The sequence below is a fragment of the Mesotoga infera genome (assembly GCF_900157305.1).
Lineage (GTDB): Bacteria > Thermotogota > Thermotogae > Petrotogales > Kosmotogaceae > Mesotoga > Mesotoga infera.
Genome location: NZ_LS974202.1, coordinates 2,353,179 through 2,378,304, shown reverse-complemented (window position 1 = coordinate 2,378,304; position 25,126 = coordinate 2,353,179). Strand labels below are relative to the sequence as shown.

The following is a 25,126-nucleotide window of genomic DNA, read 5'->3' as shown; positions in this document are numbered from 1 at the left end:
AGCTGAAAGAGACCGAAAATGCATGTCAACACCCTTTTTAAGTGCGACTTCTCCTCATAGCAACTCCGTATTAAGTGTGAACTATCAACCGGAAAAGGTCCGATCTTAGATCGGACCTTTACTGTATAGAAAGGAGTGTGGTTTAATGAAAATTAATGGGGTGATATTTTTCCTTGGTTGTCATTCCCTAGAAAAGATTAACGAGTTTTATCAAGGCTTTTTAGGTTTGGAGCTATTTAGGGATCAGAGAAATTGTAGAATTTACTCAGTGCCGTCCGGAGGTATGATAGGTTTTTGTGAACACCTTCCAGTCGAGGCAGGCACGCTCTCGCCAATAATGACTTTTCTAACGGAATTCGTGGATGATTTTCACGAAAAAGCTATTAAGTTAGGAATGGCACCGGATAGACCTTCGATAAACGAGAAATTTGGAATCTATCACTTTTTTCTCAAAGATCCCGAAGGCTATAGAGTTGAGATCCAGAAGTTTCTTGATTAACAGGTTATATAGTGCACGAAATCATCAAATGATAGAATTGAATGAATATTCCTTCCAAGGTGATGGATTTGAGAAAATTATTACTTGTTCTTTTTATCGTTTTTCTTAGCTTGACTGCCGTTTTTTCCGTGGAGTACTTTCCCGACGAGACGGCTTTCAGCATAAACTGCATCGCACTATCAACTGATGGAAAAAGCCTTTTAGCCGGCTATATAGATAACACGGTAAAGGTCTGGAACTTACTTGATGGAAAGCTATCTATGAACCTCTCACTCCACAGCTCCTGGGTTACTTCGTTAGCAGTATCACCTGATGGAAGACTTGGCATTGCTGGATACGATGATGGCATGATAATAGTTTGGGAGATGGAAACTGGCAAACCTTTAAAATCACTTAGCAGTCATACGAGTTCAGTGAATTATTTACTGGTCACGGAAGACGGTAAGACACTTTATTCGGCCGGTTCCGATGGAACAGTAAAAGTCTGGTCTCTGTCTGAACTAGCTTTCATAAGATCGTTGAGAGGCCACTCGGGACCGGTAAATTCAATAGTCCACTGGCCAGAACAAAACCGTCTATACTCGGTGTCTGATGATGGTACATTGAGAATATGGGATACTTCTACAGGTCAACAGGTGAAGGTTATTAAGGCTGAAATTGGGGCTCTTTCGTCTGTCAATATGGATGAGAAAAGGAGTATTCTGGTAGTTGGATCTAAAGATGGCCCGTTGAAATTCTACGATGTAAAAACCTGGTCAGCACTGAGAATAGTAAAGGCTCACAACGCGGAGGTAACGGCGATAATCATAAGAGGGGACTTGATATTCACCTCCTCACGTGATAGAACAGTGAAGATACTTTCTCTACCGCTTGGCTCTCTGGTAAAAATGATAACGGGACATACTTGGGATGTTTCTTCGATTGTTCTATCGGGTGATTCCAGCATAATTTACTCTGGCTCGAGCGACGGTACTGTAAAGATATGGGACGTTGATAAAGGAGTGGCTCTCGGTACCTTGATAGGCTTCGGAGACGGGGAATACTTTTCCTACAACGGCGATGGTAACTGGGTTGCTTCGAGTAAAGGCGCATCGCGTGTCAAAACTTCTTCTGGGAAGCAGCCCAATCAGCAGGGAACAGAGTTGTCAAGTCTATTGCTCCAGCTAGATAAACTCCCGAGAATATACGTTCAATCTCCACAATCCATTACTATTGATAATACCGATTTGACCTTCGTTGTTTCACAGCCCGTTGTGAGAGTCACCGTGAACGATGAGGAAATCCCCATCGGAGAGTCAGGCAAAGTGACCTTCAGAACAACCTCGGCCGGTGCATTAACCATCAAAGCTTTCGATTCAATAGGAAATTTCGATGAAAAAATACTAGAAGTTCAGTTTGAAGAGACCAAGATGTATGTGATAGACAATGTTGGACCGTACAGGCGGGGCGATCAAGTGGTCGTGAGCGACCGCAAAGATATGGATCTTCTGGTAAACGGCGAATGGCTTTCGCGTGAGTTTTTTTCCGATATCGCACCTGATATAGAACCTCCCCAGATAACAGGCCAAACGTCTCAACAGGTTATGATAGGCCACGAAAAGCATCTTAATTTCGTCGTGACCGACAACAATGAGGTCAAAACGGTAATCGTTATCGGACCCGACGAAAAACGCGATGAGGTATCTGTGAACTCTCCGCACGAGAATATTAGAATCAAGGTCGCTGGAACTGGCGAATACCGTGTGGCAGCTATAGATAACGAGGGCAACGAAGCCTGGGCCACCTTTTCGTTGTATGCAAACGCAAAAACCTTCTGGGTTGAAAGGGATCAAGGAAATCTCAGACGCGGTCAGGAAGTAACCGTTACGGCCGAGGGGGAAAATTCTTTCTTCGTTAAAGAATATGGCTGGGTCGAAAAAGATGTACTGACCGAGACGAAAATCATCACCGAGAGTCCGATTATAGAGGCCGAAGATGTACAATACGCTGATGCCAATAAGGAAAAGATGCTGAACTTCAAGGTGAGTGACGATATAAAGGTGCTTGAAGTAGAAGTCTCCGAGAAGAGATATCCGGTGGATCTCAAAGAAAAAGAGATGTTCGTTATTGTGGGAGATTACGGCGAGTACAGAGTCGTTGCCAGAGATCTTGAAGGCAACACTTCTGAAAAAACCATAAGACTGGCAGCTCCGGCCATGGACGAGAAAAAAACTAACTGGCTGCTTGTGTTGGTTGCGGTTGCAGCGATAGCTATCCTTCTTTTGCTTATATTTAGATCTTCTTTCATAAGAAAGAAGAAGCGAAAAGTAAGGCTGATGTGAGACCATGCGGAGGTTTTTTCTCATAGGCCTGGTAGCTATCACATCGGTAGTAGTAATAACCTTTGCTCTTAAAAAAAACACCGAGATTAAGGTTCTAGATACGCCTTCACTGAGTGTGAAGATAGGAGAAGAGCTGAGAGTAAATCTGTCAGATTTTATCTCCGGCCCAAATGGACCTGTCAATTTTAAAATCATCAAAGGCAGCGGAAAGATAGAGGGAAGTATCTACACAGTTTCTCCCCGGGGACCGGAAGATTGCGAAGATATGGTCCAGATAGAGGTGGAGGCGGGAAAAAGCGAGGCAGTCATCACAATAAACATAGAGATCGTAAATGATCCAAAGGCTCCCTCGATAGAAATCGGCAACCGGAAAGTTTACGAAGGTGAAACTCTGATCATAAACCTTCCAGATTTCACTTCAACCGACTCCAGTGATGTGACTTACGAACTGGTTAGCGGAGTTGGCAGTATAGATAAAGGGGTGTATTCTTATCTTCCCGGATCTAAAGAGGCACCTACCGCACATCGTGTCACGATAAAAGCGATGGATGGACAGGGGGAGTGGCAGTGTACAACATTTTCCGTAATAGTAATGGACGTAAACAACTTGCCTGGGAAACCGGGAAATCCCTTCCCGGCCGATGGAACAGTCGATTTTTTTAGAGAAGTCACGCTCCTGTGGAACGCGGAAGATCCAGATGGTGACGACCTCTTTTACGATGTCTTTTTTGGAGAGAAAGGGAGATTGGAACTTCTCGCGAAAAACATTGATAAAAACGAGTTTAAAATCTCCTCTATAGAGGCGGGACGCGAATACTCCTGGAGAATCGACGCAAGAGACGGAAGGGGTGGAGAAGTTCAAGGACCGCTTTGGAGTTTTTCTACGAAAGAGATTCCCTCCATCGTCTGGAAGCGTCTTCTGGGAGGGAGTGGCAGTGATTCGGCTAATTCGCTCGAAGCACTAGCAGATGGCACATTCGCTATTACCGGTTGGACGGAATCTCCCGAAATATCCAATGGAAAGTCGGAGGAAGATGTATTCAGAAGCGGTTGGGTAGTCAAGCTGGATAGTAATGGCTACTTCGCCTGGCAGAAGTTACTGGAATTTGGCTGGACCGAAATATCAGCAATCATTGCGACTGAGGATGGAGGCTTCCTTCTGGCCGGCAGAAGTTCGACAGAGAATGGTTTCAAAAGCGAATTACCATCGAACCTGTTGCTGGTCCGTCTCGACAGATTCACCAATGTGAAATGGAAGACCGAGCTCGGGCGAACCGTCAGCTCTAAAGTCTCCCTGGCAAAGCTAGATGATGGCTTTTTAATACTTGGAACGGCGGCCGGTTCAGAGAAAATATCTTGTGGCGATGTTGTGCTTATCAAGCTAGATCTCAACGGTAAACCTGTCTGGGAGAAGAGATACGGAGGTAGTTCCTATGAGCGGGCGATAGATATGGCTATAGCCGAAAACGGGGATATAGTTGTGGTAGCCGAAACCACTTCCATAGACGGTGATTCTAGCGGTAATGTTGCGGGAGTCTTGAAAGTAAACGGGATCAAGATTGAGAGTTCTTCGGTATTAGTTCTAAGAATTGACGGCAGTGGTAGAGTTCTATGGACGAAAGTCTTTGGAGGAACCGGAGAGGACTCACCGGCCACAGTTGAAATCTGTCCAGCCGGCGAGATCTATATATGCGGTTCAACTAATTCGCAGAATGGAGATTTCAAAAGGAAAAGTAGAGACTACGACGGCTTCATAATAAAACTCGACGGTGATGGGGAATTAATCTGGAAGGAAATTTATGGAGGCCGTTCGAACGATCATCTAACCGATATGGTCATTACTGGCTCAGGCGGAGCCATCACGGTGGGTTTCACCGAATCAAACGAAACTATACTGGGGAGTTTCCATGAGGGAAAGCTTGATAAGTTGGGCCTTACCTATAGCGATATGTGGATCTTCCAGGTTAGTCGTACTGGAGAAATGCTCTGGAGTGATTGCTATGGAGGGACTCTCGGAGATGTCGCCACATCGATCACTCTGTGTACCGATGGTTTCGCAGTAACCGGCTACACAGCATCAGAAGATGGTGATATACCAACCAATAGGGGAGATTTCGATATCATAACCCTTCGCTTCAAATAAAAGCTCAACTATAGAAGCTCCACTTAAGATTCTCTCTTTTTGCCCTAAAAAGTGCGCCAAGACAATTACTCATAATATCATCAACACTTTTTCCATCGACGGGGAATTCGCAAACGCCAACCAGAATATCGGGGAATAGTTCTAGGTTTTCGCAGATTATTTTCTTCTCTAGTTTGACTATAAGAGAACTCAGCTCAAGATATAGAACCCCCCTGTCAATCGACTCCAAAACTACTGCGAAGGCATCATGCTGAACTCTGAAAAACTCTTTACCTCCTAGGTTCTCTTTCAATCTTCTAAAAGTCCTAACCACAAGGGAATTAGAGATACGTTTTCCGAACATAGCCATTATCTCTTTTATATTGCTAATCTCTATATATAGAACGAAGAGAGAACTGCCATCATCCATCGCACGAAGGATTTTGCGTGATAGATAGAGATTGAAATAACTTTCGTTTCCAAGTCCCGTTAGGTTATCGTGGTATATGATTTCCTTGAGTAAGCTGCGGAGGTTATTTATTTCGGTACCGTCTTTAATGATAGCGAGAAATATAGGCATGTCTTCAAGAGTGATGCGCGAAACGAACAATGAAAGGCCTTTCCCCTCAGAAATCTCCGAGAGGTTAAGTTCAAGACTGAGAGAGTTTTTTCTCCCCGAGAGAAGATCGTTAAATTCTTCAATATTTTTATCTTCTGTAAACCTTTTCACCAATCCCCTGAGTTCTTTACCACACTCCATAAAGGCAGCTGATTCCATAGTGAGAGAGGAAGCCAGTCTCTCCCAATGAGAGTTACCACGCAGGATTCTTCCCGTTGAAGAGATAATGGCCGATGGATCAGGAAAACTTTCAAGTACACTTTTGAGTTTTATCGCCTGATCCAAAATCCCATCCCCGGTGTGATCCTGTTTCAGCATATCTGTCCCTTCTTCCGGTTAATTTTTGAGTTTGAAAATTGTTTATGCAAATCAATGCCAGAAGGTCTATAAATATAAAAAAACCGGAGATACTTCCAACATATCCCCGGTGATAATAAAATCAGTCTATATTTCTAGTTATTGCCATCTCTCAGAGCCTAACTTTATACGGAGCATATGTCTCTGCAATTTAGCCTGATTCCTGGCTCTTTCTCTTCTGGAGTCGCTTATCTCTAGAAGCTCTTCAGCCCTTTTTAATCGTTGCCTAGCGCGCTCTACATTGATCTCTTCCGGCCTTTCCGCCGCGTCAGTAATGATAGTCGTCATGTCTCTCTCTTGAAGTATGTATCCACCGTGAACCGCGAAGGTATGAACTACGCCTGCAGCTCTTATCTCTACCACATCGACGACAAGCTTCATTACCGCCGGTGCCCTTTCTGGTAGGAAACCGATTTCACCCTCTACAGACTTGAAAGATATGTATTCGGCCTCTCCCTCCCAAACAATGCCGTAAGGCGTCACTATTTTTGTCTTAAACAACATATCATTCTCCCACTGTAAGCATTTTCGCCTTTTCCACGGCTTCCTCTATGGTTCCGACCATCATGAAAGCCTGTTCCGGTAAATCATCATGCTTACCATCAAGAATCTCCTTGAAACCTCTCACGGTCTCGGCTATCGGAACATATTTACCCTGAATATTGCTGAACTTCTCGGCAACGAAGAAAGGCTGTGTGAGGAAACGCTGTATCTTCCTGGCTCTCTGTACAGTTAGCTGGTCCTCCTCCGAGAGTTCTTCCATTCCAAGTATCGCAATGATGTCCTGAAGGTCTTTGTATCTCTGGAGAACTTCCTGAACCTTTCTTGCAACTTCATAATGCTCGCTTCCAACTACGACCGGATCTAGGTTTTTAGATGTTGAATCAAGTGGATCTACGGCCGGGTAGAGACCCTGCTCCGCGATCGACCTTGAAAGGTTGACGGTAGCATCTAGATGGCTGAATGTAGTTGCCGGCGCCGGATCTGTGAAGTCGTCGGCCGGAACGTATATCGCCTGAACGGAGGTAATCGAACCACTTCTAGTCGAAGTTATCCTTTCCTGAAGCTTTCCCATTTCTGTGGCCAGTGTTGGCTGGTAACCAACCGCCGATGGCATTCTCCCCAGCAAAGCCGAAACTTCCGAACCGGCTTGAACGAACCTGAATATGTTGTCTATGAAAACCAGAACATCCTTCTTCTGAACGTCCCTGAAATACTCGGCCATGGTTATGGCGGAGAGTCCTATCCTGAAACGCGCTCCCGGAGGTTCGTTCATTTGTCCAAAAACCAAAGCGGTATTTTCGATGACGCCAGCCTCTTTCATGTCCAGCCAGAGATCGTTCCCTTCTCTCGTCCGTTCTCCAACCCCGGCAAATACGGAGAGTCCTTTCTGCTCTATGGCGAAGTTTCGGATAAGTTCCATGACAAGAACGGTCTTCCCCACTCCGGCGCCGCCTGAAAAGCCTATTTTTCCGCCCTTGCTGAAAGGTGCCAATAGGTCTATAACCTTAATACCGGTCTCCAGTATTTCGATCTCCGTCTGCTGTTCAGTAACTGGCGGAGCCTCTCTGTGTATTTGCCATCTGTCTTTGTACTCCATATCGCCAAGTTCGTCTATCGGTTCTCCCAGAAGGTTAAACATTCTTCCCAATATCTCTTCGCCCACGGGCACAGTAATCTGTTTGCCTGTATCTATGACTTCCTGTCCTCTCACAAGACCGTCAGTGCTGTCCATGGCAATCGCCCTTACACTGTTGTCACCTATAAGTTGCGACACTTCGAGTACTATCTTTTTTTTAAGGAATTTGTTTTCCACTTCCAGAGCGTTCAGTATATCGGGAAGAGCAGCACCTTCAAATGAGACATCCACTACCGGACCCGTTATGGCGACTATTTTACCCGCGTTAGTTGTTTTTTTATCGGGCACACTTACACCTCCAGATTACCCGTTAAGAGCTTCGGCACCATTCACAACCTCTATGATTTCCTGGGTTATGTTCGACTGGCGAAGTTTGTTTCTCACGAGCGTGAGTCTTTCGATCATATTACTGGCATTCTCCGTGGCATTCTTCATGGCGTTCTGTCTGGCATACAGCTCGCCTACCTTGGTTTCGAAAAGACCTCGAAGCACGATCGACACTATCCATGAATACAGAACATCGGAGTACAGAAGTTCTATGTGAGGTTCGAAATCGTAGAGATCATTCTCAGTTCTTTCGAAGGGTTTCAGGGGCAGTATCTTCACTACTTTTGGTATCTGTGCAAGAGGCGTTTTGAAGTTGCTGTAAACCATGCTTAAACCGCCTAGGTTATTAGCCTCCATGGTGTCCATGATATCATCTACGATAATCGCGGCTTCATCAAGATCTGGAATGTCATAGAAATGACTGAAAGCCGAGAGTTCGACACCATGCCTTTTGAAATAACTTTCGGCTTTCAACCCAACGGTGACAAGTCGTTTCACGTTCTGCTTCTTCAATTCCAGTTCCGCAAGCTTGAGTATTTCAGCGTTGAAGGCCCCAGCCAATCCCATATCGGCCGTTACTACCAGCAGCAAGTCGCCTTCACCGCTGGGTTGGGGCCGGTTCTCAAGACCGAAATACGCCCGCTTCAGGACACGTTCCATCGACTGCTCGTACTGTCTTACGAACTTGAGTCCCTTCTGGACTTTGTTTATTTTGGCCCGTGCTACCATCTCCATTGCCCTTGTTATCTGCATCGTGGAGTTGGTGGATTCAATACGCTTCTTTATTGCCCTCAGTTTTCCCTTACTCATTTCAGATCATCCTCATCGAACGAAAAGCTTTTTGGTTGTCTTAATAGCCTCAATAAGCCTCTTTTCTATCTCGTCTTCGATAACTTTCTTTACTTTTATTGAATCGAGAACATCCGCGTATTCACTCCTCAGATTTTTCAATAATGAGGATTCGAACTGGCTTATTCTTTCCGTATCGATATCGTCCAAATATCCTTTTACACCGGCGTACAGGATTGCAACTTGCTCCTGAACTGGCATCGGTACATACTGGTTTTGTTTCAAAAGTTCGGTGAGTTTCTCTCCCCGGATTAGCTGGTCACGCGTAGCCTTGTCGAGTTCGGTAGCGAATTGCGCAAAAGAGAGCAATTCCCTGTACTGTGCCAGCTCGATTCTCAGGCTTCCGGCTATCTTTTTCATGGCCTTTATTTGGGCCGCTCCACCGACTCTCGAAACCGAAAGCCCCACGTTCACGGCTGGGCGGTTACCGGCGTAGAATAGGTTTGGATCGAGATAAATTTGCCCATCAGTGATCGAGATAACATTGGTCGGTATATAAGCCGAAACATCGTTGGCCTGTGTTTCGATTATTGGAAGAGCCGTCATCGAACCTCCTCCAAAGCTCTCGTTCAACCTGGCCGCTCTCTCCAGCAATCTTGAGTGCAGGTAGAAAACATCTCCGGGGTAGGCTTCACGACCGGGTGGTCTGCGCAGAAGGAGTGATAGTTCTCTATAGGCCGAGGCGTGCTTTGAAAGATCGTCGTAAATCACCAGCGCATCCTGTCCCTGAAACATGAAACTCTCGCCCATGGCCGCACCGGCATACGGAGCAAGATAAGAAAGTGCGGCGGTATCGGAAGCAGAAGCAAAAACGATGGTTGTGTACTCCATTGCACCGAATTGGTTAAGTCTGTCAAGTATCTTGGCCAACGCCGCCGTTTTCTGACCGATAGCCACATATATACATTTCACGTTTTGATCTTTCTGGTTGATAATCGTATCGATCGCTATCGCCGTCTTCCCAGTCTGCCTGTCGCCAATTATCAGTTCTCTCTGACCTCTACCTATTGGTATCGTAGCGTCTATCGCCTTTATACCGGTCTGAAGAGGCGTATCGACAGGTTTCCTCATGACTACACCTGTAGCCTTGACTTCGATAGGCCTGTAACTGTCACTCTCTATTGGACCCTTACCGTCCAGCGGTATGCCAAGGGGGTTTACTACCCGTCCAAGCAGTGCGTTTCCGGTTGGAACCTCCATGATTCGGCCGGTTCTTCTTATGAGGTCTCCCTCTTTTATATCTTTGTAAGAACCAAGTATTACGACACCCACATTATCTTCTTCGAGGTTAAGGGCTAGACCGAAAACACCGTTCTCGAATTTCACAAGCTCGTTTGCCATAACGCCTTTCAGACCGTACGCCCTTGCAATGCCGTCACCTATCTGAATGACTTTACCGGCCTCGAAATAATCAAACTCTATATCAGTCTTCTGAAGTTGATCCTGTATGACCTTGGTAATTTCAGATGGGCTGATCCTCACTAAATCACCTCCTGAGAGCCAGTGTTACCCAATTCCATGCCGACTCTCTTAAGACGTCCAGACAGACTGGCATCTATCACTTCATCGTGGAACTTTATTACGTAACCGGCTATTAGTGATTCATCCACTCTTGATTCCAGTAAACCTTCATAACCGGTCATTTTTCGAACCTTTTCTATTATTTCTATCTTCTCTTCATCGCTCAGCGGTATAGCCGAAATCACTTCCACCAGCACCCGGTTCGATCGTTCCAGTATCATTTCTTCGAATGAGAGCAGGATATCGGGAAAAAGCCAGATCTTCTTCACATTGACCAGAAGTTTCACAAGAAGCGTTGTCTCATCAACTGGATTGGAGAGAAAGCTCAACAACATGGCTTCCTTTCTTTCACCCGCTACAGTAGGGTCGAAGATGAACTTCCCCAGTTCCTCCGAAGAGATAACGGTAGAAAGAGTCTTCAAATCTCTCCGGACTCCTTCCAACTTCTCGTGGGAGATACTCTCTATAAGAGCCCGCGCATATTTTGCAGCCAGAGAAAGGCTTCTTTTCACTCTTGATCACCGAGACTTTCAAGGATTCTTCTGGCGTACTGTTTTCTTGCGGTTTCATCCATTTCCTTTTGTAGGAAACGTCCAACCATAGTCACGGCCGAAGCCACTACGGCTCCCTTTACATCTTCCATTGCCTTTTCTCGTTCCTGGTTGATTTGAATTTCGGCAGCCTGATACATTCTCTGTATTTCCTGTTGGGCCTTTTCACGAGCCTGGCGCACGATCTCTTCAGACTGCCTTTCGGCCCTGGATAGCATTTCGTCGGAGGCAGTTCTGGCTTCATCCATCTTTCGAGTGTATTCCTCTTTGAGAGCGTTTGCTTCTTTCCTCAGCTTTTCGGCTTGCGCTATCTCTCCCTTGATCTTTTCTTTTCGTTGCTTGATTATGTCGAAAAACTTGTCGAACAGGACCTTTTTCAACACAAAATACAACAGCAAAAAGTTCAGAATCGATAGAACCGCAGTCAAATTGATCTCGATCAAGTTATCACCCCTCCCCTTTTTGGGGTAGTGCTTACACGACCAGCAGGATCATGAAGGCTATAACCAGCGAATAGATGCCGGTGGTTTCTGCGATAGCGTCGGCCAGAATCATCCTGGTAGTGAGCGTACCTATCATCTCCGGCTGCCTGGCCATAGCTTCCATGGCGCTGGCTCCGATCCTACCTTCTCCGATTCCAGGACCTATGGCACCGATTCCCATGGCCAGTCCCGCTCCTATGTACTTTCCAAGCATCATGAGTCCTTCTCCAATTTCCACAGTCAATACCTCCTCTGTAATCAATCTATCAACGAGCTGATGTAAGCTATTGTAAGTATCGTAAAGATCAAAGCCTGTATCGCCCCGAAGAACAGTCCAAAAATCCCCCACAGAGCCGCGGGAACTATGAAGTACTTGGCAAGATAGCCAATTATAAGTATGAGAATTCCACCGCCCATTATGTTCCCGAAGAGCCTCAAAGAGTGCGAAACTGGCTTTGCGATCTCTCCTATCACATTCATGGGGAACATAGGCCAGGCCGGTTCAAAGAAGCTCTTAGCCCAGCTCTTGAAACCCTTAGCCTTTATCGAAAAAGCATGGCTCATCACAAATACAAAACCCGCCAGCATCAGGTTCATGTTCAGATCAGAGGTAGGTGCGTACCACGTATCGGAAAGAATTGTGATCTTGAATCCACCTCCATCAGTTGGTATTGCATTTATTCCCGGAAAGCTGCCAACGATATTCGATAAAAGCACGAACAGAAATATGGAGGCTGCTATATTGAATATGGGTCTGACAAATTCCTTCTTGCTTACAGAATCCTCTACAAGGTCGTATACGTACTCCATTACGACTTCCAAAAGGCTCTGCTTCCTTCCCGGGATTATCTTAAAAACCTTTACCCTGGTAGAAATAAAAATGATCAGTGCCATAATGACCCAGGTCATTATCACCGTCAAAGGGTTGATTCTGCTCATCGGTCCTTCGCCGAAGGGAAGCTGGTAGATCCAGCGTTGGCCAACACCCTCAAGCTGGAACTTATAACCGGTAACCAGCATATAAATCATTACAGATATATAACCTGCGAATACCGTTCCGAGAAAGATCTTATCAGTCTTGGTAAGACTAATTTTCACAGAGCCACCTCCCGAAAATCATGGCAGATATCTTCAGATTCATGAGTCCAACGAAACTTCCAAAAAAGAAACCGGTCGAATACATCGCCGAACTGGCAAGGCATATACCGAAGATAACGTACCTCAAGGCGAATCCCCAGATGAAACGCCTGCCTTCCATCATCAGAAGACCGGCATCACTCACTATGAGTAAAAAAGCGAGCAACGAGAATGTCGTTCCATAAAAAACACCATACTCGGCTCCTCCTAAAGGCAAAAAGGAAAGAAACGCACTCTCAACCAGCGTCAGAAGCGCCATTATTACCGCTATCTTTATCGTCAAGGTTCTTGTTTCTATCATAACGCTCTGCCTCTTTCAGTAGATATTTTATCCCGTTGTAAATACCGGAAAAAGCTCCAAAAAGCAGAAAAAAAGAGATCCAGATCTTCGCCATACAGGCAAACCTGTACAGAAGGTATCCTATTCCTCCCGAAACAAGTATGTTCGTTATTATTATAATCGCAAATTGGTAGAGAGAGGATATAGCCCCCCAATTTGTTTTTTTTCTGCTCATCTCAACATGTTCCGGAATCTTCCGCCCGGTATCAACACCAGTAATCTCCTGTAGATATCTCTATATCAAGTGGAATATCGAGCATCACCACTCTCGACATACCCTCTTCGACTATCTCCTTCAATCTTGAAAGCTCCTCCTCAGGTGCTTCAAAGACCAGTTCGTCGTGGACTTGAAGTATTGCGTAGCTTTTCATTCTTTCACTTTTGAGGAGATCGTGAACCTTTATCATCGCTAGCTTCATTATATCGGCCGCCGTTCCCTGGATTGGAGTGTTTATGGCTATTCTCTCCCCTTCTTGTATTATGTTTCTATTCCTGGTCTTGAACTGGGGAATATCGCGCTTTCGCCCGAACATGGTCCTGACGACTCCTGTCTCCTTCGCACCTGTTATTGTGCTGGAAATGAAGGTTCGCACTTCTGGATAGGCTTTGAAGTAATTCGAGATCATCTCTTCGGCCTGTGAAAGTTTTATTTTAAGCCTGTTGGCCAATCCATAAGGAGAGACTCCGTAAATAATCGAGAAATTGATCATCTTACCAACCCGTCTCTGATCCTCGTCGACCTCTTCCTCAGGTATGCCGTACAATCTCGACGCCGTGAGACTGTGAACGTCCCTACCCGTTCTGAAGGCTTCCAGCAACTCCCTATCACCACTCAAATGGGCAAGGATACGCAGTTCGATCTGAGAGTAATCGGCGCTAACTATCTTCCACCCATCTTTCTGGGGTACAACACACTTGCGTATCTCTTTTCCTTCTTCATCCTTTATCGGTAAATTCTGCAAGTTTGGATTGCTGCTTGAAAGGCGGCCGGTGCCTGTTCCTGTCTGATGATAGCTCGTATGAATCCTTCCTGTTATGGGATTTACCAGCGTAGGTAAGGCATCCAGATAAGTAGATTTAAGCTTCTGGTATTTGCGATAGTCGAGGAGTTTCTGAACTGCCGGATGCTCTCCAGAGAGTTCTTCAAGGGCATCGGCACTCGTTGAGAAAGACCCCCCTCTGGTCTTCCTGGAAGGGGCCAGACCTAGTTTGTCGAAGAGAACCCTTCCTACCTGCGCCGGTGAGTTAGGGTTGAATTGCTCGCCAGTTAATTCGAAGAGCTCACCCAGTATGAAATCTATTTTTTTGCCGTAATCGCTCGAGAGCCTTTCAAGTGATTGGATATCGAAGTAAACACCTTTCAGCTCTAAATCCGATAGAACAGGGATCAAAGACAGTTCTATCTCCTTGAAGACCTTCTCTAGCTTCTGCTCATATATCTTTTTCCTGAGGACGGTAGAGAGCTGCAACGCTATATCTGCATCTTCGACCGAATATCTGGCGGCCTCTTCAAGAGGTACCTTTGTGAAGTCATCACCCAATTGATTGCGTTTCATTAGATCTTCGAAGGTAACTGTCTTGTAGCCGAGAAACTTCAGTGCGAGTTCATCCAGGTTGAAGCGTCTCGAATCAGGAGAGAGTAGATAAGCTGCAATCATGGTATCAAATTCCGGTATCACAGGATGGATATCGTTCAGGTTAAGGATAGAATAATCGAATTTCAGATTCTGCCCAATGATCCTGGTACCGGGATTCTCGAGTATCTCCCGCAGTTGTGAAAGCAACCATCTACAATCGGCCTGCCACCTCTGCGTTTCATGACCGACAGGTATGTAGTATCCGCTTTTCTCCTCGAGAGATATCGAAACACCGACTATTCTGGCGCTGAGTGGATCGAGAGAAGAAGTCTCGAGGTCCAGTGAGACAACGGGATTGCTCCTGACCTTTTCCAGGAGATTTCGCAACTCTTCATCACTAGTAATCAAAGTATATCCATCTATATCGGACAACTTGGCTTCAGCTTCGCAGGTCAGACTGTACTCATCTATCATGGAAGAGAACTCAAGTCTTAGCAGTATTTCTCTTAGATTTTCTTTCCTATATCCATGATATTCCAGTTCATCAAGGGTAAGATCTAGATTTTCATCAGTTATAAGTTTAACTAGTTCTCTGGAAAGTTCCATCGATCTCTTACCGTCGATCAACTTCTGCTTTAGACTCTGTGAAAGCTGTCTTATGTTTTCGTAGATCCCTTCTATGTCCCCATACTCCTTAAGTAATTTCTGTGCTGTTTTTACACCGATTCCTGGAATACCGGGAATGTTATCGGATTGGTCGCCGGCAAGAGTTAGAAGAGAATGAAGTCTCTCCGGTTCCAGCTCGAATTTATCGATCACTGCCTGCCTATCGTATAGTTCTAGATCTGTAAGACCTGTAACGAAACGCAGGACATGGACTTTATCATCGACAAGTTGCAGAATATCTTTGTCACCTGAAATAATGAAGATCTTCTCGACACTGTCTCTGAATTCCTTTGTAGCCGTGGCGATTATATCGTCTGCCTCGAGCCCGGCGATAGATAAATACTTCACTCCGAAAGCCTCAACTAGCTCGGGAACATCTTTCAGCTGGGCTAAAAGAGCCTCCGGCATCGCTTCTCTAGTCGCTTTGTAGGCTTCGAACATTTTGTGCCTGTGGGTCAATTCCTTTCTGTCGAAAGCAAACAGTGCGTAATCGCCTTCTTCCATACGTTCACGGGTAAATTTAGAAAGCATCCTGGCCAGACCAAAGAGAGCGTTGGTCGGCTCGCCTTTTGAGTTGGTTAGGGAAACGTCAATACCGTAGTATCCTCTGTAGAAGATGGCGGTTCCGTCGAAGAGAAACAATCTACCAGCCATCACCCGGCTCCTCTCTCTTCTAGTTCGTCGATCAGTGCTACGGCTCGCCGAAGGTGGGGTATCACTATCGATCCACCAACGATGAGAGCGACGTCAAGGGCCTCCATAATTTCCTGTCGAGTTATTCCGAGCGATTTACACTGAATTATATGGTAGGAAATGCAGTCATCGCATCTCAGCACCGTTGAGGCAACCAAACCCATCAGTTCCTTAGTTCTAGTATTGAGAGCGCCATCTTTATAGACTGCACCATCAAGGGAGAAGAACCTCCTAGTGTTGATACTTCCAGTTTCCAGTATCCTTCCGTTCATCTTTTCTCGAAAACTTTTGAATTCTTCAAATCCTCCCAAGACTACACCTCCTTCAGAGGTTAGGAGTAAATAGCTCTATCGCGTTATCCATAAGTCGTTTCGAACAGATATAGATATCCATCTCTTTCTGGCGGGCTATCTCTTCGACAACGTATTTTACATAAAGTGGTTCATTTCTCTTTCCCCTGAATGGAACCGGTGGAAGATATGGACAGTCCGTCTCGCTTAGAAGCTTTTCCATAGGCGTCAATCTTACAACTTCTCTTAACCCGTCGTTCTTTCTGTACGTAACTGGCCCACCTATTCCAAGGTAATAACCCAGCTCCAGAAATCTACTTGCTATTGCCGGACCTCCCGAAAAGGCATGTATCACTCCTCTGAGTCCCATGAATTGACGGAGTATTTCGTAAACTTCTTCATATGCATCTCTCACATGTACCACTACAGGAAGCGAAAAAGATGAAGCAATCTCAAGTTGCTTAACGAAAACGCGCTTTTGCACTTCTCTGGGGGAGAGATCTCTGAAAAAATCCAGACCGATTTCGCCTACTGCAACGACTTTTCTGTCTTTCAACAGCGATTTCAAAGTTTCCAAACCCCTGTCATCGAGACCATCGCTCTCGTGGGGATGGACCCCAACCGATAATAAGACTTTCTTGAAATCCTTGAAAACCTCAACTGCCCTTAGAGAATCCTCAACAGTCGTTCCGACTTCTATCAGCATAGACAGTTCGCCACTCTCTAATTGGGCTTTGATTATATCCCTGTCGTGATCGAACTGTGGAAAGGAAATATGTGCGTGGGTATCCACCAGTTCAAGACGTATATTATCAGGCGTTTGCCCTGACATGGAAGATATCACCGTCCCTAACGATCTCTTCCTTTCCCACGAGTTTTATCATTCCTTTGTTCTTGGCTTCGTGCATACTTTTCACAGTCATGAACTCTTCATAAGGTATCACTTCGGCCTTGATGAAATTCTTCTCAAGATCTGTATGAATCTTCCCTGCTGCCGCTTTTGCCGGAGTATCTTTTTTTATCGTCCATGCTCTGACTTCGTCTTCACCGACGGTCAAAAATGAGATCAACCCCAGATGTTCATATGCAACTCTCGATAAACGTTGTATGCCGCTTTCAGAGATACCCAGCTCCTCCATGAACATACCTCTGTCCTCTTCCGGTAACTCGTTGAGCTCGACTTCGATTTTTCCAGAGATTTCTAAATAGGCGAATCTACTTTCCGCTACACGGGCTGTGATCGCTGCCTTTTCCGGATACTCTTTCGATGTGAACTGATCTTCATCCACGTTCACCGCAACTATGATCGGCTTTGCGGTGAAAAGGGCAAGCGAGCCCAGAAGCTTAAGATCCTCTTCGGAAAAGCCCATAACTGAAACGAACCTGTTCTCTTCAAAACCTTTTTCTATCTCTCTAAGAAGTTCCAGTTCGCGTTCTTCTTCTTTTGACAGCTTTCTTTTCTTTCTCGCTTCGTCCAGCCTCGAGATACGGTTCTCCACTACTTCCATATCGCGAACCAGTAGCTCAGTCTCTATTGTTTCCAGTTGCTTTAAAGGACTGCTCGCACCGGTTGGCCAGGGAACGGAAGCTTCTTTGAAGGCTCTCACTACTGCTACTATGGCATCGGAATTCTGAATGAACTGGAGTATCCTGCTCTTTTCTTTCTGACCAGAAGAGAGGTCATAACCTGGGATATCTACAAAAGTGACGGTGGCATAGATGGTTTTCTTTGGATTGAAAATCTTAGAAAGCTCCTCTACCCTTTTATCGTAGACCTTTGCAACTGCCGTATTGGCTTCGTTTTTGTGAGTTGCGTGCGGTTCAACCCCAGTCAATAGTGAAAAAAGAGTACTCTTGCCGCTCAGCGGCAGACCGAAAATCCCTATTTCCACCTCATCGCCTCCTTATGTGTGAACCAGAAGTTGTCGGGATAGCCGCGCAATATTCGGAATTAAACTTTTCGTGAAATATCTATGCTTTCTTCAAAAACCTTTGTTCCATAAACTCCACCAAAGTGGGATATCATTTCTTCCATCGTAATAGTTTTACTTTTCACATCTATATTATCAGAATTATCCATGGTATTGAATCTGGGCCGTGAGTAAATTCATTCATTTGTATAAGACTTTCATAGTGCGATTAAAGTTTTGATCATTAACGATCCGAACTTACATGTCGAAGAGAATCTATTCCTTTCCAAATGGTCTTCTGCTTTCTTCTGCTTTTATTATCTCCTCAAGAAGTCTCGCCGACATCCTGACTACTGGCTCACATTTTTTCCATTCGTCTCTGTATTTATCCTTCAAACACGCACAGTCCAGACAGCCATACCTACTTCTGAACTCTCTCAAGAATCGTTCCGCGATTTTCTTCATTCTGTCTCTGTCTGTTGGATCGTCTCTATTATAAAGAATACCTATCACCGCCAGAGCACCCGTTATTGCGCCACAAATACTTTCGATACTCATTCCCCCACCAAAAGGCCCCATCATCCTCAAAGCTTCTAATGGAAGATCAAGTAAGAACTCGTCGTTCGCACCATAGATCAAAGCCTCGGAGCAGTTCCTGTCGACATCTAACGCACTGTAATAATTCGCCGCACTGTCTTCTAGCATTTTTTCTCCAGCTCTTCCGAAATCATTCTTATAGTTTGTAATAAGAACCATTTTTGATAAAATACATTCAACAATAGATTTCCAAAGGGGGTAACCATGTCGATACTTTTGAAAAACGGATCAATCTATCCTATCACCTCGAAACCATTCACGGGAGACATACTTGTTAGCAAGGGAAAGATCGAGTCAATCGGAGTAGACCTCAAATGTGAAGGTGCCGAAGTTATAGATGTATCCGGTAAGTATATCTTACCAGGATTCATAGACGCTCACTCACATATAGGACTATTCGAAGAAGGCGTAGGAGGGTACTACCAAGACGGAAACGAGATGACCGACCCTCTGACACCGGATGTCTCTGTGGTTGATGCCTTCAGTCCACAGGATGCAGCGATAAAGAGAGCTCTCTCGGGAGGGGTTACAACAGTCATGGTCGTTCCAGGAAGTGCCAACCCTATAGGTGGCCAGGGAGCGATATTCAAGTTTAAGAATACGATGATAGTCGATGACATGGTCGTCAGAGCGCCAGCAGGTTTAAAAATGGCCACCGGTGAAAATCCGAAGAGAGTCTATGGCGAAGGCTTCAAAAAGACTCCAGGAACGCGTCTTGGAACGGCTGCGGTTATACGGGGATACTTCCAGAAAGTGCAAGGTTACATGGAAAAAAAGGCTTTAGTTACTAAAGAGGGAAAGCCTTTCACGGACATAGATCCAAAGCTCGAAATCGGTGAAAAAGTGTTACGCAAGGAGATCCCCGCCAGGATTCACGCCCATAGGTTGGACGACATTCTCACGGCTGTAAGGCTTTCAAAAGAATTCGATTTCAAGCTTGTGATTGAACACGCAACCGAAGGTTATAAAATTGTCGATTACTTAAAAGAAAACAACGTACCTGTGGTTATTGGACCCATCTTCGGCTTCAGAACGAAACTGGAACTGAAGGACATGACGTACGATTCACCGAGAATAATGAATGAAAAAGGCGTTCTGGCGGCCTTTATGTGCGATCACCCTGTGATCCCGCTCGAGAGTACGAACATACAACTCGGTGTTGCCCTCAGATACGGTTCAAAAGAGGAAGATCTGTTGAAAATGGTGACAATAAATCCTGCAAAGATACTCGAAATCGACGACAGAGTTGGCTCACTCGAGGTAGGAAAAGATGCCGACATAGCGGTATGGTCGGGACATCCTTTCCAGTTCTCTTCAAGAGTTGAAATGGTCTTTATTGAAGGAGAAGAGGTATACAATAGCAAATAGATCCGTTTATAGACCGCATTGAACTTCCAAACCAAATGGGAAATTATGTTTCAAAGGCAGAACAAAACCGCTGACTCATGTCAGCGGTATGTCTTTGAAATTTGATTATCTCTCACAATTTGCTTTATCCATTATGTACCTTCTTTTGCTTGACTGCTAAATTGAATCTCTGATATAATTCTCTCAGTGAATGAATGAAACTAGGGGGCCTTATGGATCTTTCCGAGTATTCGTTTTTCAATCCGTCACCGAACTTCAGGGAGATGAGCATTCTCAAGGCTCTCACCGAGAGCTCTTCAGTCTCTCAAGAAAGGCTTGCCCGAATTGCAGGAATCGTTCCCAGTATGGTGAACAAATACATAAAAGACTTCGAAGACTCCTGCCTCATAAGCAAAGAGGGTGATAACAGGAGAAACATGAGATACGTACTCACTGAGGCCGGAAAGTTCAGGCTCCAGTATTTAACGATTCTCTATCTTAAAGAGGCGGCAAAACTGTACACCGAATCTAGAGAGATATTCGGCGAGGTCCTTGACACTCTAAAGGAGAGCGAGCACCAGAGTTTCTATCTTTACGGAGCGGGCATAATCGGTGGTATCCTGGCAGATGTATTGAGAACCGAGGGAATGAAGATAATAGGCTTCATCGACGACTCGATAGCAAAACAAAACGGCACTTTTCACGATCTACACGTCTTCTCTCCTGAAGAAGTCACGTGCAATGAAGATACGGCAGTAATCGTCGCTTCGTTCAGGCACGCAGAAAACATAGTCAAAAACGCAAGAGAAAACGGAATGAAAAACGTCATGGTATTCACAATATCGCGAACGGGAAAAGTGGAACTCGAGCAAGTAGATTAGAGCAGGGTGTGGTTCATAGGGTTAAGGGTCTGGCAAAACATAATCAAACAGTTACAGAAAATCTTTAACAATCGTTAATCCTGATTTCTATACCCTATACCCCAAACCCCAGACCCTTGGAAAACCGGAGGTCTTATGAAGATTCCATTATTCGATCTGACAAGGCAATACGATGAGTTAAGAGAAGAGGTTCTCCAGAAGATAGACGAGGCTCTATCTAGTGGAAGAGTAATCCTTGGAGAGGCAGTCAGAGAACTCGAGAAGAACATTGCCGAGCTTGTAGAGGTGAAACACGCTATCGGTGTCGCCAACGGATCGGACGCTCTTCTCATAGCAGTGGCTGCTCTGGGAATAGGCCCGGGAGACTATGTGATCACAACTCCCTATACCTTCTTCGCGACAGTCAGCTGCATAACGAGAAACGGAGCGACGCCGCTCTTTGCAGATATCGACCCGGTAACTTACAACATCGACCTCGACAAAGTAGAAGAGATACTCAGAACCCACCCGGAAAGAGAAAGGATAAAGGCCTTCATTCCCGTTCATCTCTTCGGTCAGGCCATCGACCTCGAGAGACTCGAAGAGATCAAAGTGAAATACGGGATAAAGATAATCGAAGACTGCGCCCAATCGATAGGAGCAAACTGGAAATACAGCGACGGAACTGTCAAAATGACCGGCTCGATAGGAGATATTTCGACCTTCTCATTCTTCCCGACAAAGAACCTCGGAGGATACGGCGACGGGGGAATGATCGCAACGGATAACGATGAAATAGCCGCCTTCTGCAGAAGCTACAGAGTCCATGGTTCTCCCGTCAAGTACATTCACGATATGATAGGGATCAATTCAAGGCTCGACGAACTCCAGGCGATAGTGCTGAACATAAAGCTCAGGCACCTTGAAGAATACCAGAAAAGAAGAAGAGAAATAGCCGAGAAGTACGCGGAGCACTTCGAAAGAGCGGGTTTGGGGTCTGGGGTCTCGGGTCTGGTTTCTGAAGAGAAAGATGTAAAGAAACCCGGCCAAACCCTATACCCGATACCCCATATCCACGACTGTTACTATCCTCACGTCTTCCATCAGTACGTGGTGAGATTTGAAGGCTTCAGCAGAGAAGAGAGAGACAGACTGAGAGATCATCTGGCCAGTAGAGGTATCGGCACATCTATCTACTATCCAATGGGCCTTCACCAGCAGAAGTGCTTTGAGTATTTAGGAGTTCCCACAGGCAGCCTTCCGGAAACGGAAAAAGCCTGTGAAGAGACTCTTGCTTTGCCAATATTCCCTGAGATGACGGACGAAGAGATTGAGTACGTAGTCGAGAAGATCGGTGAATTTGTGAAGAACGAGAGATAAGAGAGAAAGATCATTGACGAGAGTGCGCTTCGCGCAGGAGAAATGATCTTTAGAAAAAAGACTGACAACAAAAATACTCTGAAAATATGACCGAGGTGTTGTGGCTTGTTGGGGAACGAGAAGGCACTGGGTATTTGTGTAAAGAAGCTTGGAATGTCTGCACTTGCCATTTTTTGGAGATTCTTGCTCTTGCATTCATTTCTAGAAGGTGCGAGCGAAATACTACATAGTCTCTTTGGTTCTCTCAAATCTCTCGTATCGCAGATACGTATCGCTCCCTTTGCGAGCTTCTCGACAACCTCTTTCTCGTGTCTTATAACCTACAACCAACAACCCACAACTAACAACCTCATCTGGAGGTATTCCCATGCCTGACATCCAGAAAGGAAGAAACACAGTAATCGAAGATGGCGCAGAGATTGGCGAGAATTGTGTAATAGGTCACAACGTGGTGATTCACAAAGGAGTAGTCATTGGAGACTACGTAACAATAGGTGACAACACTGTGCTTGGGAAGGAACCATATGCAGCCAGCACAAGCGCCACCACGAGCACTGAAGTGCTCCAGCCTTTAGCAGTCGGCAATGGAACTACAATCGGCGCCTCTTGTGTCATCTACAAGGGAGCATCACTCGGAGAAAAGTGCTTTGTCGGTGATCTCGCGACTATTCGAGAGAAAACGAAAATCGGAGAAAAGACAATAGTGGGAAAGGGAGCCACTGTCGAAAATGGAACCTCAGTCGGAAAGAGAGTGAAGATTGAAACCGGAGCATACATAACCGCCTTTTCAACTATAGAAGACTACTGCTTTATCGCCCCTGAGGTTACATTCACAAACGACAACTTTCTAGGAAGAACAGAAGAAAGAAAAAAGCATTTCAAAGGTCCAACATTGAAAAGAGGGGCAAGAATTGGAGCGAATGCAACGATTCTCCCCGGAATCACTATTGGTGAGGATGCGCTAGTAGCAGCAGGGAGCGTTGTGACAAGGGACCTGGCTCCAAGAAAGATTTACGCCGGAGTCCCGGCAAGATACATAAGAGAAGTGCCACAAGAGCAATTGATTGAAGAACAGGAATACTTTGACAATCGAGAATAACGAGAGAAGAACATCGAGAGGAAGAGAGAGTACAACAAGGGACGTTCTGATGAATCCTTCTCTAGATCCCACTTTCTCAATTTGATTCTGTAATCTCGTCCATCTCCAAGATCCTTCGTTATCTCGTCTCAAATACGGGAGGTTTCCATGCTCAAAGAGAGAATTCAAGACAAGTCGGCAATAATAGGAGTCATTGGGTTAGGCTACGTTGGTCTGCCCCTAGCTGTTGAGAAGGCCAAGGCCGGATTCAAAGTGATAGGTTTCGATATCCAGGAAAGTAAAGTGAAAATGGTAAATGAAGGCCATAACTACATCGGTGATGTGGTGAACGCGGATCTGGAAAAGATCGTTTCAGACGGTCATCTAAGGGCGACAGCTGATTTCGATGAACTATCCGATTGCGATGTGGTGGCCATCTGTGTTCCCACGCCGCTGGACATATACAAGCAACCGGATTTGACTTATGTAATCAACTCGACAAAAGATGTCGCAAAGAGACTCCACAAAGACATGCTTGTCGTACTCGAATCGACGACTTATCCCGGAACGACGGAAGACGTTATGAAACCGATACTGGAGGAGACGGGATTGGTATGTGGCAAAGACTTCTATCTCGCATTCAGCCCCGAGAGAGTCGATCCGGGAAACTTGAGATTCAAGACTAAAAACACACCGAAAGTCGTCGGAGGAGTTGGCCCGGAATCGACTGAAGTCGCAAAGCTCCTGTATGAATCCGTTCTCGAGGCCGAAGTCTTCGTCGTCTCGTCTCCGAAAGAGGCCGAGATGACCAAGATACTGGAGAACACCTTCAGGATAGTCAACATAGCCCTGATAAACGAAATGGCAGTCGTTGCCGACAAAATGGGCATAAACATCTGGGAAGTCATAAACGCGGCCTCGACCAAACCGTTCGGCTTCATGCCCTTCTTTCCCGGCCCGGGGGTCGGCGGCCACTGCATACCTATCGATCCCTTCTATCTCACATACATAGCGAGAAAGTACGACTACCATACAAGACTGATAGAACTCTCGGGAGAGATAAACGACTCGATGCCAGAATACGTAGTAACCCGAGTCATGAAAGCATTGAACGAGCAGGGCAAATGCATGAACGGAGCGAAAGTAGTCATGCTGGGAATAGCCTACAAAGAAGAGATCGAAGATATGAGAGAGTCGCCCGCGCTCAAAGTGCTCGAACACCTGGAAAAGAACCTGGCGCATGTTTCGGTCGTCGATCCATACGTTCGAGAGTTTATGTGGGAAGGAGAGAAAATGAAAACAGCCCCTCTCACGGAAGACCTCATAAAGCAGGCCGATGCAGTAATAATCACGACCGCTCACAAGAAAAACATAGACTACAAAATGATAGTCGAGAACGCGAAATACATCTTCGACGCCAAGAACGTCCTCAGCAAAATGGGCATCGCAGGCGAAAATGTTGAAGTACTTTGAAGGGGAAGCGCTGGGTATAGAGTGTGGGGTCTGGGGTATGGATGCACTGATCTTTGTTCCAACTAACACACGATATTCAGTGTTCGAGAGGTGACTTCAATGGATTTTCGCGATCTGGATGTGTGGAATCTCAGCATGGATTTGGTTGAAGACGTGTATAAAGTCACGAAGGCACTTCCCAAATCAGAGATGTTTGGGCTTATAGATCAAATGAGAAGAGCATCGATTTCCATTCCGTCAAATATTGCAGAAGGAAATGGCAGACAGCACTCAAGAGAGTACATAAACTTCCTATATATCGCCCTCGGGTCTCTTCTAGAACTGATAACCCAAACTGAACTGGCAAGAAGACTGGACTATATAAGCAGCGAACAGAGTTTGTTGATAACAGAGAAATGCACAACAATAAACAAGATGCTTAGAGCATTAATAAGAGCTATCAAGAAAGATAGAGTCCGATGACCTCAGGTATAAGGTCGTACCATACCCTA

At 45.5% G+C, this 25,126-nt stretch carries 25 protein-coding genes; 9 read left to right on the top strand and 16 right to left on the bottom strand.

Annotated features, from left to right (window positions below):
* The first annotated feature begins 283 nt into the window (after window positions 1–283).
* The 3 genes from MESINF_RS13570 to MESINF_RS10790 all read left to right on the top strand — a co-directional run bounded on the left by MESINF_RS13570 (window position 284) and on the right by MESINF_RS10790 (window position 4,963).
* Window positions 284–499, top strand: coding sequence for a VOC family protein (locus MESINF_RS13570; RefSeq protein ID WP_197712667.1), 216 nt, complete (start codon window positions 284–286; stop codon window positions 497–499).
* Window positions 500–567: 68 nt separating this feature from the next.
* A complete protein-coding gene (locus MESINF_RS10795; protein ID WP_169699827.1) occupies window positions 568–2,820 on the top strand; it encodes a WD40 repeat domain-containing protein in 2,253 nt (750 codons plus the stop codon).
* A 4-nt stretch (window positions 2,821–2,824) separates the two neighbouring features.
* On the top strand, window positions 2,825–4,963 hold the full coding sequence (locus tag MESINF_RS10790) for a fibronectin type III domain-containing protein (protein WP_169699826.1): 2,139 nt from the start codon (window positions 2,825–2,827) through the stop codon (window positions 4,961–4,963).
* A gap of 4 nt (window positions 4,964–4,967) precedes the next feature.
* Here the strand turns inward: MESINF_RS10790 and MESINF_RS10785 are convergent, their stop codons facing one another.
* The 16 genes from MESINF_RS10785 to MESINF_RS10710 all read right to left on the bottom strand — a co-directional run bounded on the left by MESINF_RS10785 (window position 4,968) and on the right by MESINF_RS10710 (window position 18,605).
* Window positions 4,968–5,846 (bottom strand): GGDEF domain-containing protein, encoded by an 879-nt coding sequence (locus MESINF_RS10785; RefSeq protein WP_169699825.1) that lies wholly within the window; start codon window positions 5,844–5,846, stop codon window positions 4,968–4,970.
* Window positions 5,847–6,017: 171 nt separating this feature from the next.
* Window positions 6,018–6,422: an ATP synthase F1 subunit epsilon gene (gene atpC, locus MESINF_RS10780; RefSeq protein ID WP_169699824.1), complete on the bottom strand. Its 405-nt coding sequence runs from the start codon at window positions 6,420–6,422 to the stop codon at window positions 6,018–6,020.
* Window position 6,423: 1 nt separating this feature from the next.
* The gene (atpD, locus tag MESINF_RS10775) at window positions 6,424–7,845 is read right to left on the bottom strand and encodes a F0F1 ATP synthase subunit beta (RefSeq protein WP_169699823.1); all 1,422 of its coding nucleotides are present in this window, start codon (window positions 7,843–7,845) and stop codon (window positions 6,424–6,426) included.
* A 15-nt stretch (window positions 7,846–7,860) separates the two neighbouring features.
* Window positions 7,861–8,694: an ATP synthase F1 subunit gamma gene (gene atpG, locus MESINF_RS10770; RefSeq protein WP_169699822.1), complete on the bottom strand. Its 834-nt coding sequence runs from the start codon at window positions 8,692–8,694 to the stop codon at window positions 7,861–7,863.
* A 12-nt stretch (window positions 8,695–8,706) separates the two neighbouring features.
* Entirely contained in the window at window positions 8,707–10,215 is a 1,509-nt protein-coding gene (gene atpA / locus MESINF_RS10765) for a F0F1 ATP synthase subunit alpha (protein WP_169699821.1), read from the bottom strand.
* A complete protein-coding gene (gene atpH, locus MESINF_RS10760; RefSeq protein WP_169699820.1) occupies window positions 10,215–10,766 on the bottom strand; it encodes an ATP synthase F1 subunit delta in 552 nt (183 codons plus the stop codon). The genes atpA and atpH overlap by 1 nt, the downstream gene beginning before the upstream one ends.
* The gene (gene atpF, locus MESINF_RS10755; protein WP_169699819.1) at window positions 10,763–11,248 is read right to left on the bottom strand and encodes a F0F1 ATP synthase subunit B; all 486 of its coding nucleotides are present in this window, start codon (window positions 11,246–11,248) and stop codon (window positions 10,763–10,765) included. The genes atpH and atpF overlap by 4 nt, the downstream gene beginning before the upstream one ends.
* A 31-nt stretch (window positions 11,249–11,279) precedes the next feature.
* Window positions 11,280–11,504 (bottom strand): F0F1 ATP synthase subunit C, encoded by a 225-nt coding sequence (locus MESINF_RS10750; RefSeq protein ID WP_408631279.1) that lies wholly within the window; start codon window positions 11,502–11,504, stop codon window positions 11,280–11,282.
* A gap of 41 nt (window positions 11,505–11,545) precedes the next feature.
* Window positions 11,546–12,385 carry a F0F1 ATP synthase subunit A gene (gene atpB / locus MESINF_RS10745; RefSeq protein ID WP_169699817.1) on the bottom strand — a complete coding sequence of 280 codons (840 nt, stop codon included), beginning with the start codon at window positions 12,383–12,385 and terminating at the stop codon, window positions 11,546–11,548.
* On the bottom strand, window positions 12,375–12,725 hold the full coding sequence (locus MESINF_RS10740; RefSeq protein ID WP_169699816.1) for a hypothetical protein: 351 nt from the start codon (window positions 12,723–12,725) through the stop codon (window positions 12,375–12,377). The genes atpB and MESINF_RS10740 overlap by 11 nt, the downstream gene beginning before the upstream one ends.
* Window positions 12,661–12,939, bottom strand: coding sequence for an AtpZ/AtpI family protein (locus MESINF_RS10735; RefSeq protein ID WP_169699815.1), 279 nt, complete (start codon window positions 12,937–12,939; stop codon window positions 12,661–12,663). The genes MESINF_RS10740 and MESINF_RS10735 overlap by 65 nt, the downstream gene beginning before the upstream one ends.
* Window positions 12,940–12,970: 31 nt before the next feature.
* Window positions 12,971–15,661 (bottom strand): DNA polymerase I, encoded by a 2,691-nt coding sequence (gene polA / locus MESINF_RS10730; protein ID WP_169699814.1) that lies wholly within the window; start codon window positions 15,659–15,661, stop codon window positions 12,971–12,973.
* Window positions 15,661–15,972 carry a carboxymuconolactone decarboxylase family protein gene (locus tag MESINF_RS10725; protein WP_169701031.1) on the bottom strand — a complete coding sequence of 104 codons (312 nt, stop codon included), beginning with the start codon at window positions 15,970–15,972 and terminating at the stop codon, window positions 15,661–15,663. The genes polA and MESINF_RS10725 overlap by 1 nt, the downstream gene beginning before the upstream one ends.
* Before the next feature lie 52 nt (window positions 15,973–16,024).
* The gene (locus tag MESINF_RS10720) at window positions 16,025–16,822 is read right to left on the bottom strand and encodes a TatD family hydrolase (protein ID WP_169699813.1); all 798 of its coding nucleotides are present in this window, start codon (window positions 16,820–16,822) and stop codon (window positions 16,025–16,027) included.
* Window positions 16,803–17,882, bottom strand: a complete 1,080-nt coding sequence (ychF, locus tag MESINF_RS10715; RefSeq protein WP_169699812.1) for a redox-regulated ATPase YchF — start codon at window positions 17,880–17,882, stop codon at window positions 16,803–16,805. Before ychF ends, MESINF_RS10720 begins: the two co-directional genes overlap by 20 nt.
* A 294-nt stretch (window positions 17,883–18,176) precedes the next feature.
* Complete coding sequence (locus MESINF_RS10710; RefSeq protein WP_169699811.1) at window positions 18,177–18,605, bottom strand: C-GCAxxG-C-C family protein; 429 nt, start codon at window positions 18,603–18,605, stop codon at window positions 18,177–18,179.
* A gap of 96 nt (window positions 18,606–18,701) precedes the next feature.
* Between MESINF_RS10710 and MESINF_RS10705 the strand changes: the two genes are divergently transcribed.
* The 6 genes from MESINF_RS10705 to MESINF_RS10680 all read left to right on the top strand — a co-directional run bounded on the left by MESINF_RS10705 (window position 18,702) and on the right by MESINF_RS10680 (window position 25,097).
* The gene (locus tag MESINF_RS10705) at window positions 18,702–19,865 is read left to right on the top strand and encodes an amidohydrolase (protein WP_169699810.1); all 1,164 of its coding nucleotides are present in this window, start codon (window positions 18,702–18,704) and stop codon (window positions 19,863–19,865) included.
* 212 nt (window positions 19,866–20,077) lie between these two features.
* Window positions 20,078–20,725, top strand: a complete 648-nt coding sequence (locus MESINF_RS10700) for a winged helix-turn-helix transcriptional regulator (protein WP_169699809.1) — start codon at window positions 20,078–20,080, stop codon at window positions 20,723–20,725.
* 135 nt (window positions 20,726–20,860) lie between these two features.
* Window positions 20,861–22,084, top strand: coding sequence for a DegT/DnrJ/EryC1/StrS family aminotransferase (locus MESINF_RS10695; RefSeq protein WP_169699808.1), 1,224 nt, complete (start codon window positions 20,861–20,863; stop codon window positions 22,082–22,084).
* A 367-nt stretch (window positions 22,085–22,451) separates the two neighbouring features.
* On the top strand, window positions 22,452–23,183 hold the full coding sequence (locus MESINF_RS10690; protein ID WP_169699807.1) for an N-acetyltransferase: 732 nt from the start codon (window positions 22,452–22,454) through the stop codon (window positions 23,181–23,183).
* Window positions 23,184–23,330: 147 nt separating this feature from the next.
* The gene (locus MESINF_RS10685; protein WP_169699806.1) at window positions 23,331–24,635 is read left to right on the top strand and encodes a nucleotide sugar dehydrogenase; all 1,305 of its coding nucleotides are present in this window, start codon (window positions 23,331–23,333) and stop codon (window positions 24,633–24,635) included.
* A gap of 99 nt (window positions 24,636–24,734) precedes the next feature.
* Window positions 24,735–25,097, top strand: a complete 363-nt coding sequence (locus MESINF_RS10680) for a four helix bundle protein (protein WP_169699805.1) — start codon at window positions 24,735–24,737, stop codon at window positions 25,095–25,097.
* The last annotated feature ends 29 nt before the right edge of the window (window positions 25,098–25,126 follow it).

Excerpts from the sequence above, each read along its gene's own strand:
- MESINF_RS13570 (WP_197712667.1), top strand. The coding sequence starts at position 284 with ATGATAGGTTTTTGTGAACACCTTCCAGTCGAGGCAGGCACGCTCTCG.
- MESINF_RS10790 (WP_169699826.1), top strand. The coding sequence starts at position 2,825 with ATGCGGAGGTTTTTTCTCATAGGCCTGGTAGCTATCACATCGGTAGTA.
- atpC (WP_169699824.1), bottom strand. The coding sequence starts at position 6,422 with ATGTTGTTTAAGACAAAAATAGTGACGCCTTACGGCATTGTTTGGGAG.
- atpG (WP_169699822.1), bottom strand. The coding sequence starts at position 8,694 with ATGAGTAAGGGAAAACTGAGGGCAATAAAGAAGCGTATTGAATCCACC.
- MESINF_RS10750 (WP_408631279.1), bottom strand. The coding sequence starts at position 11,504 with ATGATGCTTGGAAAGTACATAGGAGCGGGACTGGCCATGGGAATCGGT.
- MESINF_RS10740 (WP_169699816.1), bottom strand. The coding sequence starts at position 12,725 with ATGATAGAAACAAGAACCTTGACGATAAAGATAGCGGTAATAATGGCG.
- MESINF_RS10735 (WP_169699815.1), bottom strand. The coding sequence starts at position 12,939 with ATGAGCAGAAAAAAAACAAATTGGGGGGCTATATCCTCTCTCTACCAA.
- polA (WP_169699814.1), bottom strand. The coding sequence starts at position 15,661 with ATGGCTGGTAGATTGTTTCTCTTCGACGGAACCGCCATCTTCTACAGA.
- MESINF_RS10725 (WP_169701031.1), bottom strand. The coding sequence starts at position 15,972 with ATGAACGGAAGGATACTGGAAACTGGAAGTATCAACACTAGGAGGTTC.
- MESINF_RS10720 (WP_169699813.1), bottom strand. The coding sequence starts at position 16,822 with ATGTCAGGGCAAACGCCTGATAATATACGTCTTGAACTGGTGGATACC.
- MESINF_RS10710 (WP_169699811.1), bottom strand. The coding sequence starts at position 18,605 with ATGCTAGAAGACAGTGCGGCGAATTATTACAGTGCGTTAGATGTCGAC.
- MESINF_RS10705 (WP_169699810.1), top strand. The coding sequence starts at position 18,702 with ATGTCGATACTTTTGAAAAACGGATCAATCTATCCTATCACCTCGAAA.
- MESINF_RS10700 (WP_169699809.1), top strand. The coding sequence starts at position 20,078 with ATGGATCTTTCCGAGTATTCGTTTTTCAATCCGTCACCGAACTTCAGG.
- MESINF_RS10695 (WP_169699808.1), top strand. The coding sequence starts at position 20,861 with ATGAAGATTCCATTATTCGATCTGACAAGGCAATACGATGAGTTAAGA.
- MESINF_RS10690 (WP_169699807.1), top strand. The coding sequence starts at position 22,452 with ATGCCTGACATCCAGAAAGGAAGAAACACAGTAATCGAAGATGGCGCA.
- MESINF_RS10685 (WP_169699806.1), top strand. The coding sequence starts at position 23,331 with ATGCTCAAAGAGAGAATTCAAGACAAGTCGGCAATAATAGGAGTCATT.
- MESINF_RS10680 (WP_169699805.1), top strand. The coding sequence starts at position 24,735 with ATGGATTTTCGCGATCTGGATGTGTGGAATCTCAGCATGGATTTGGTT.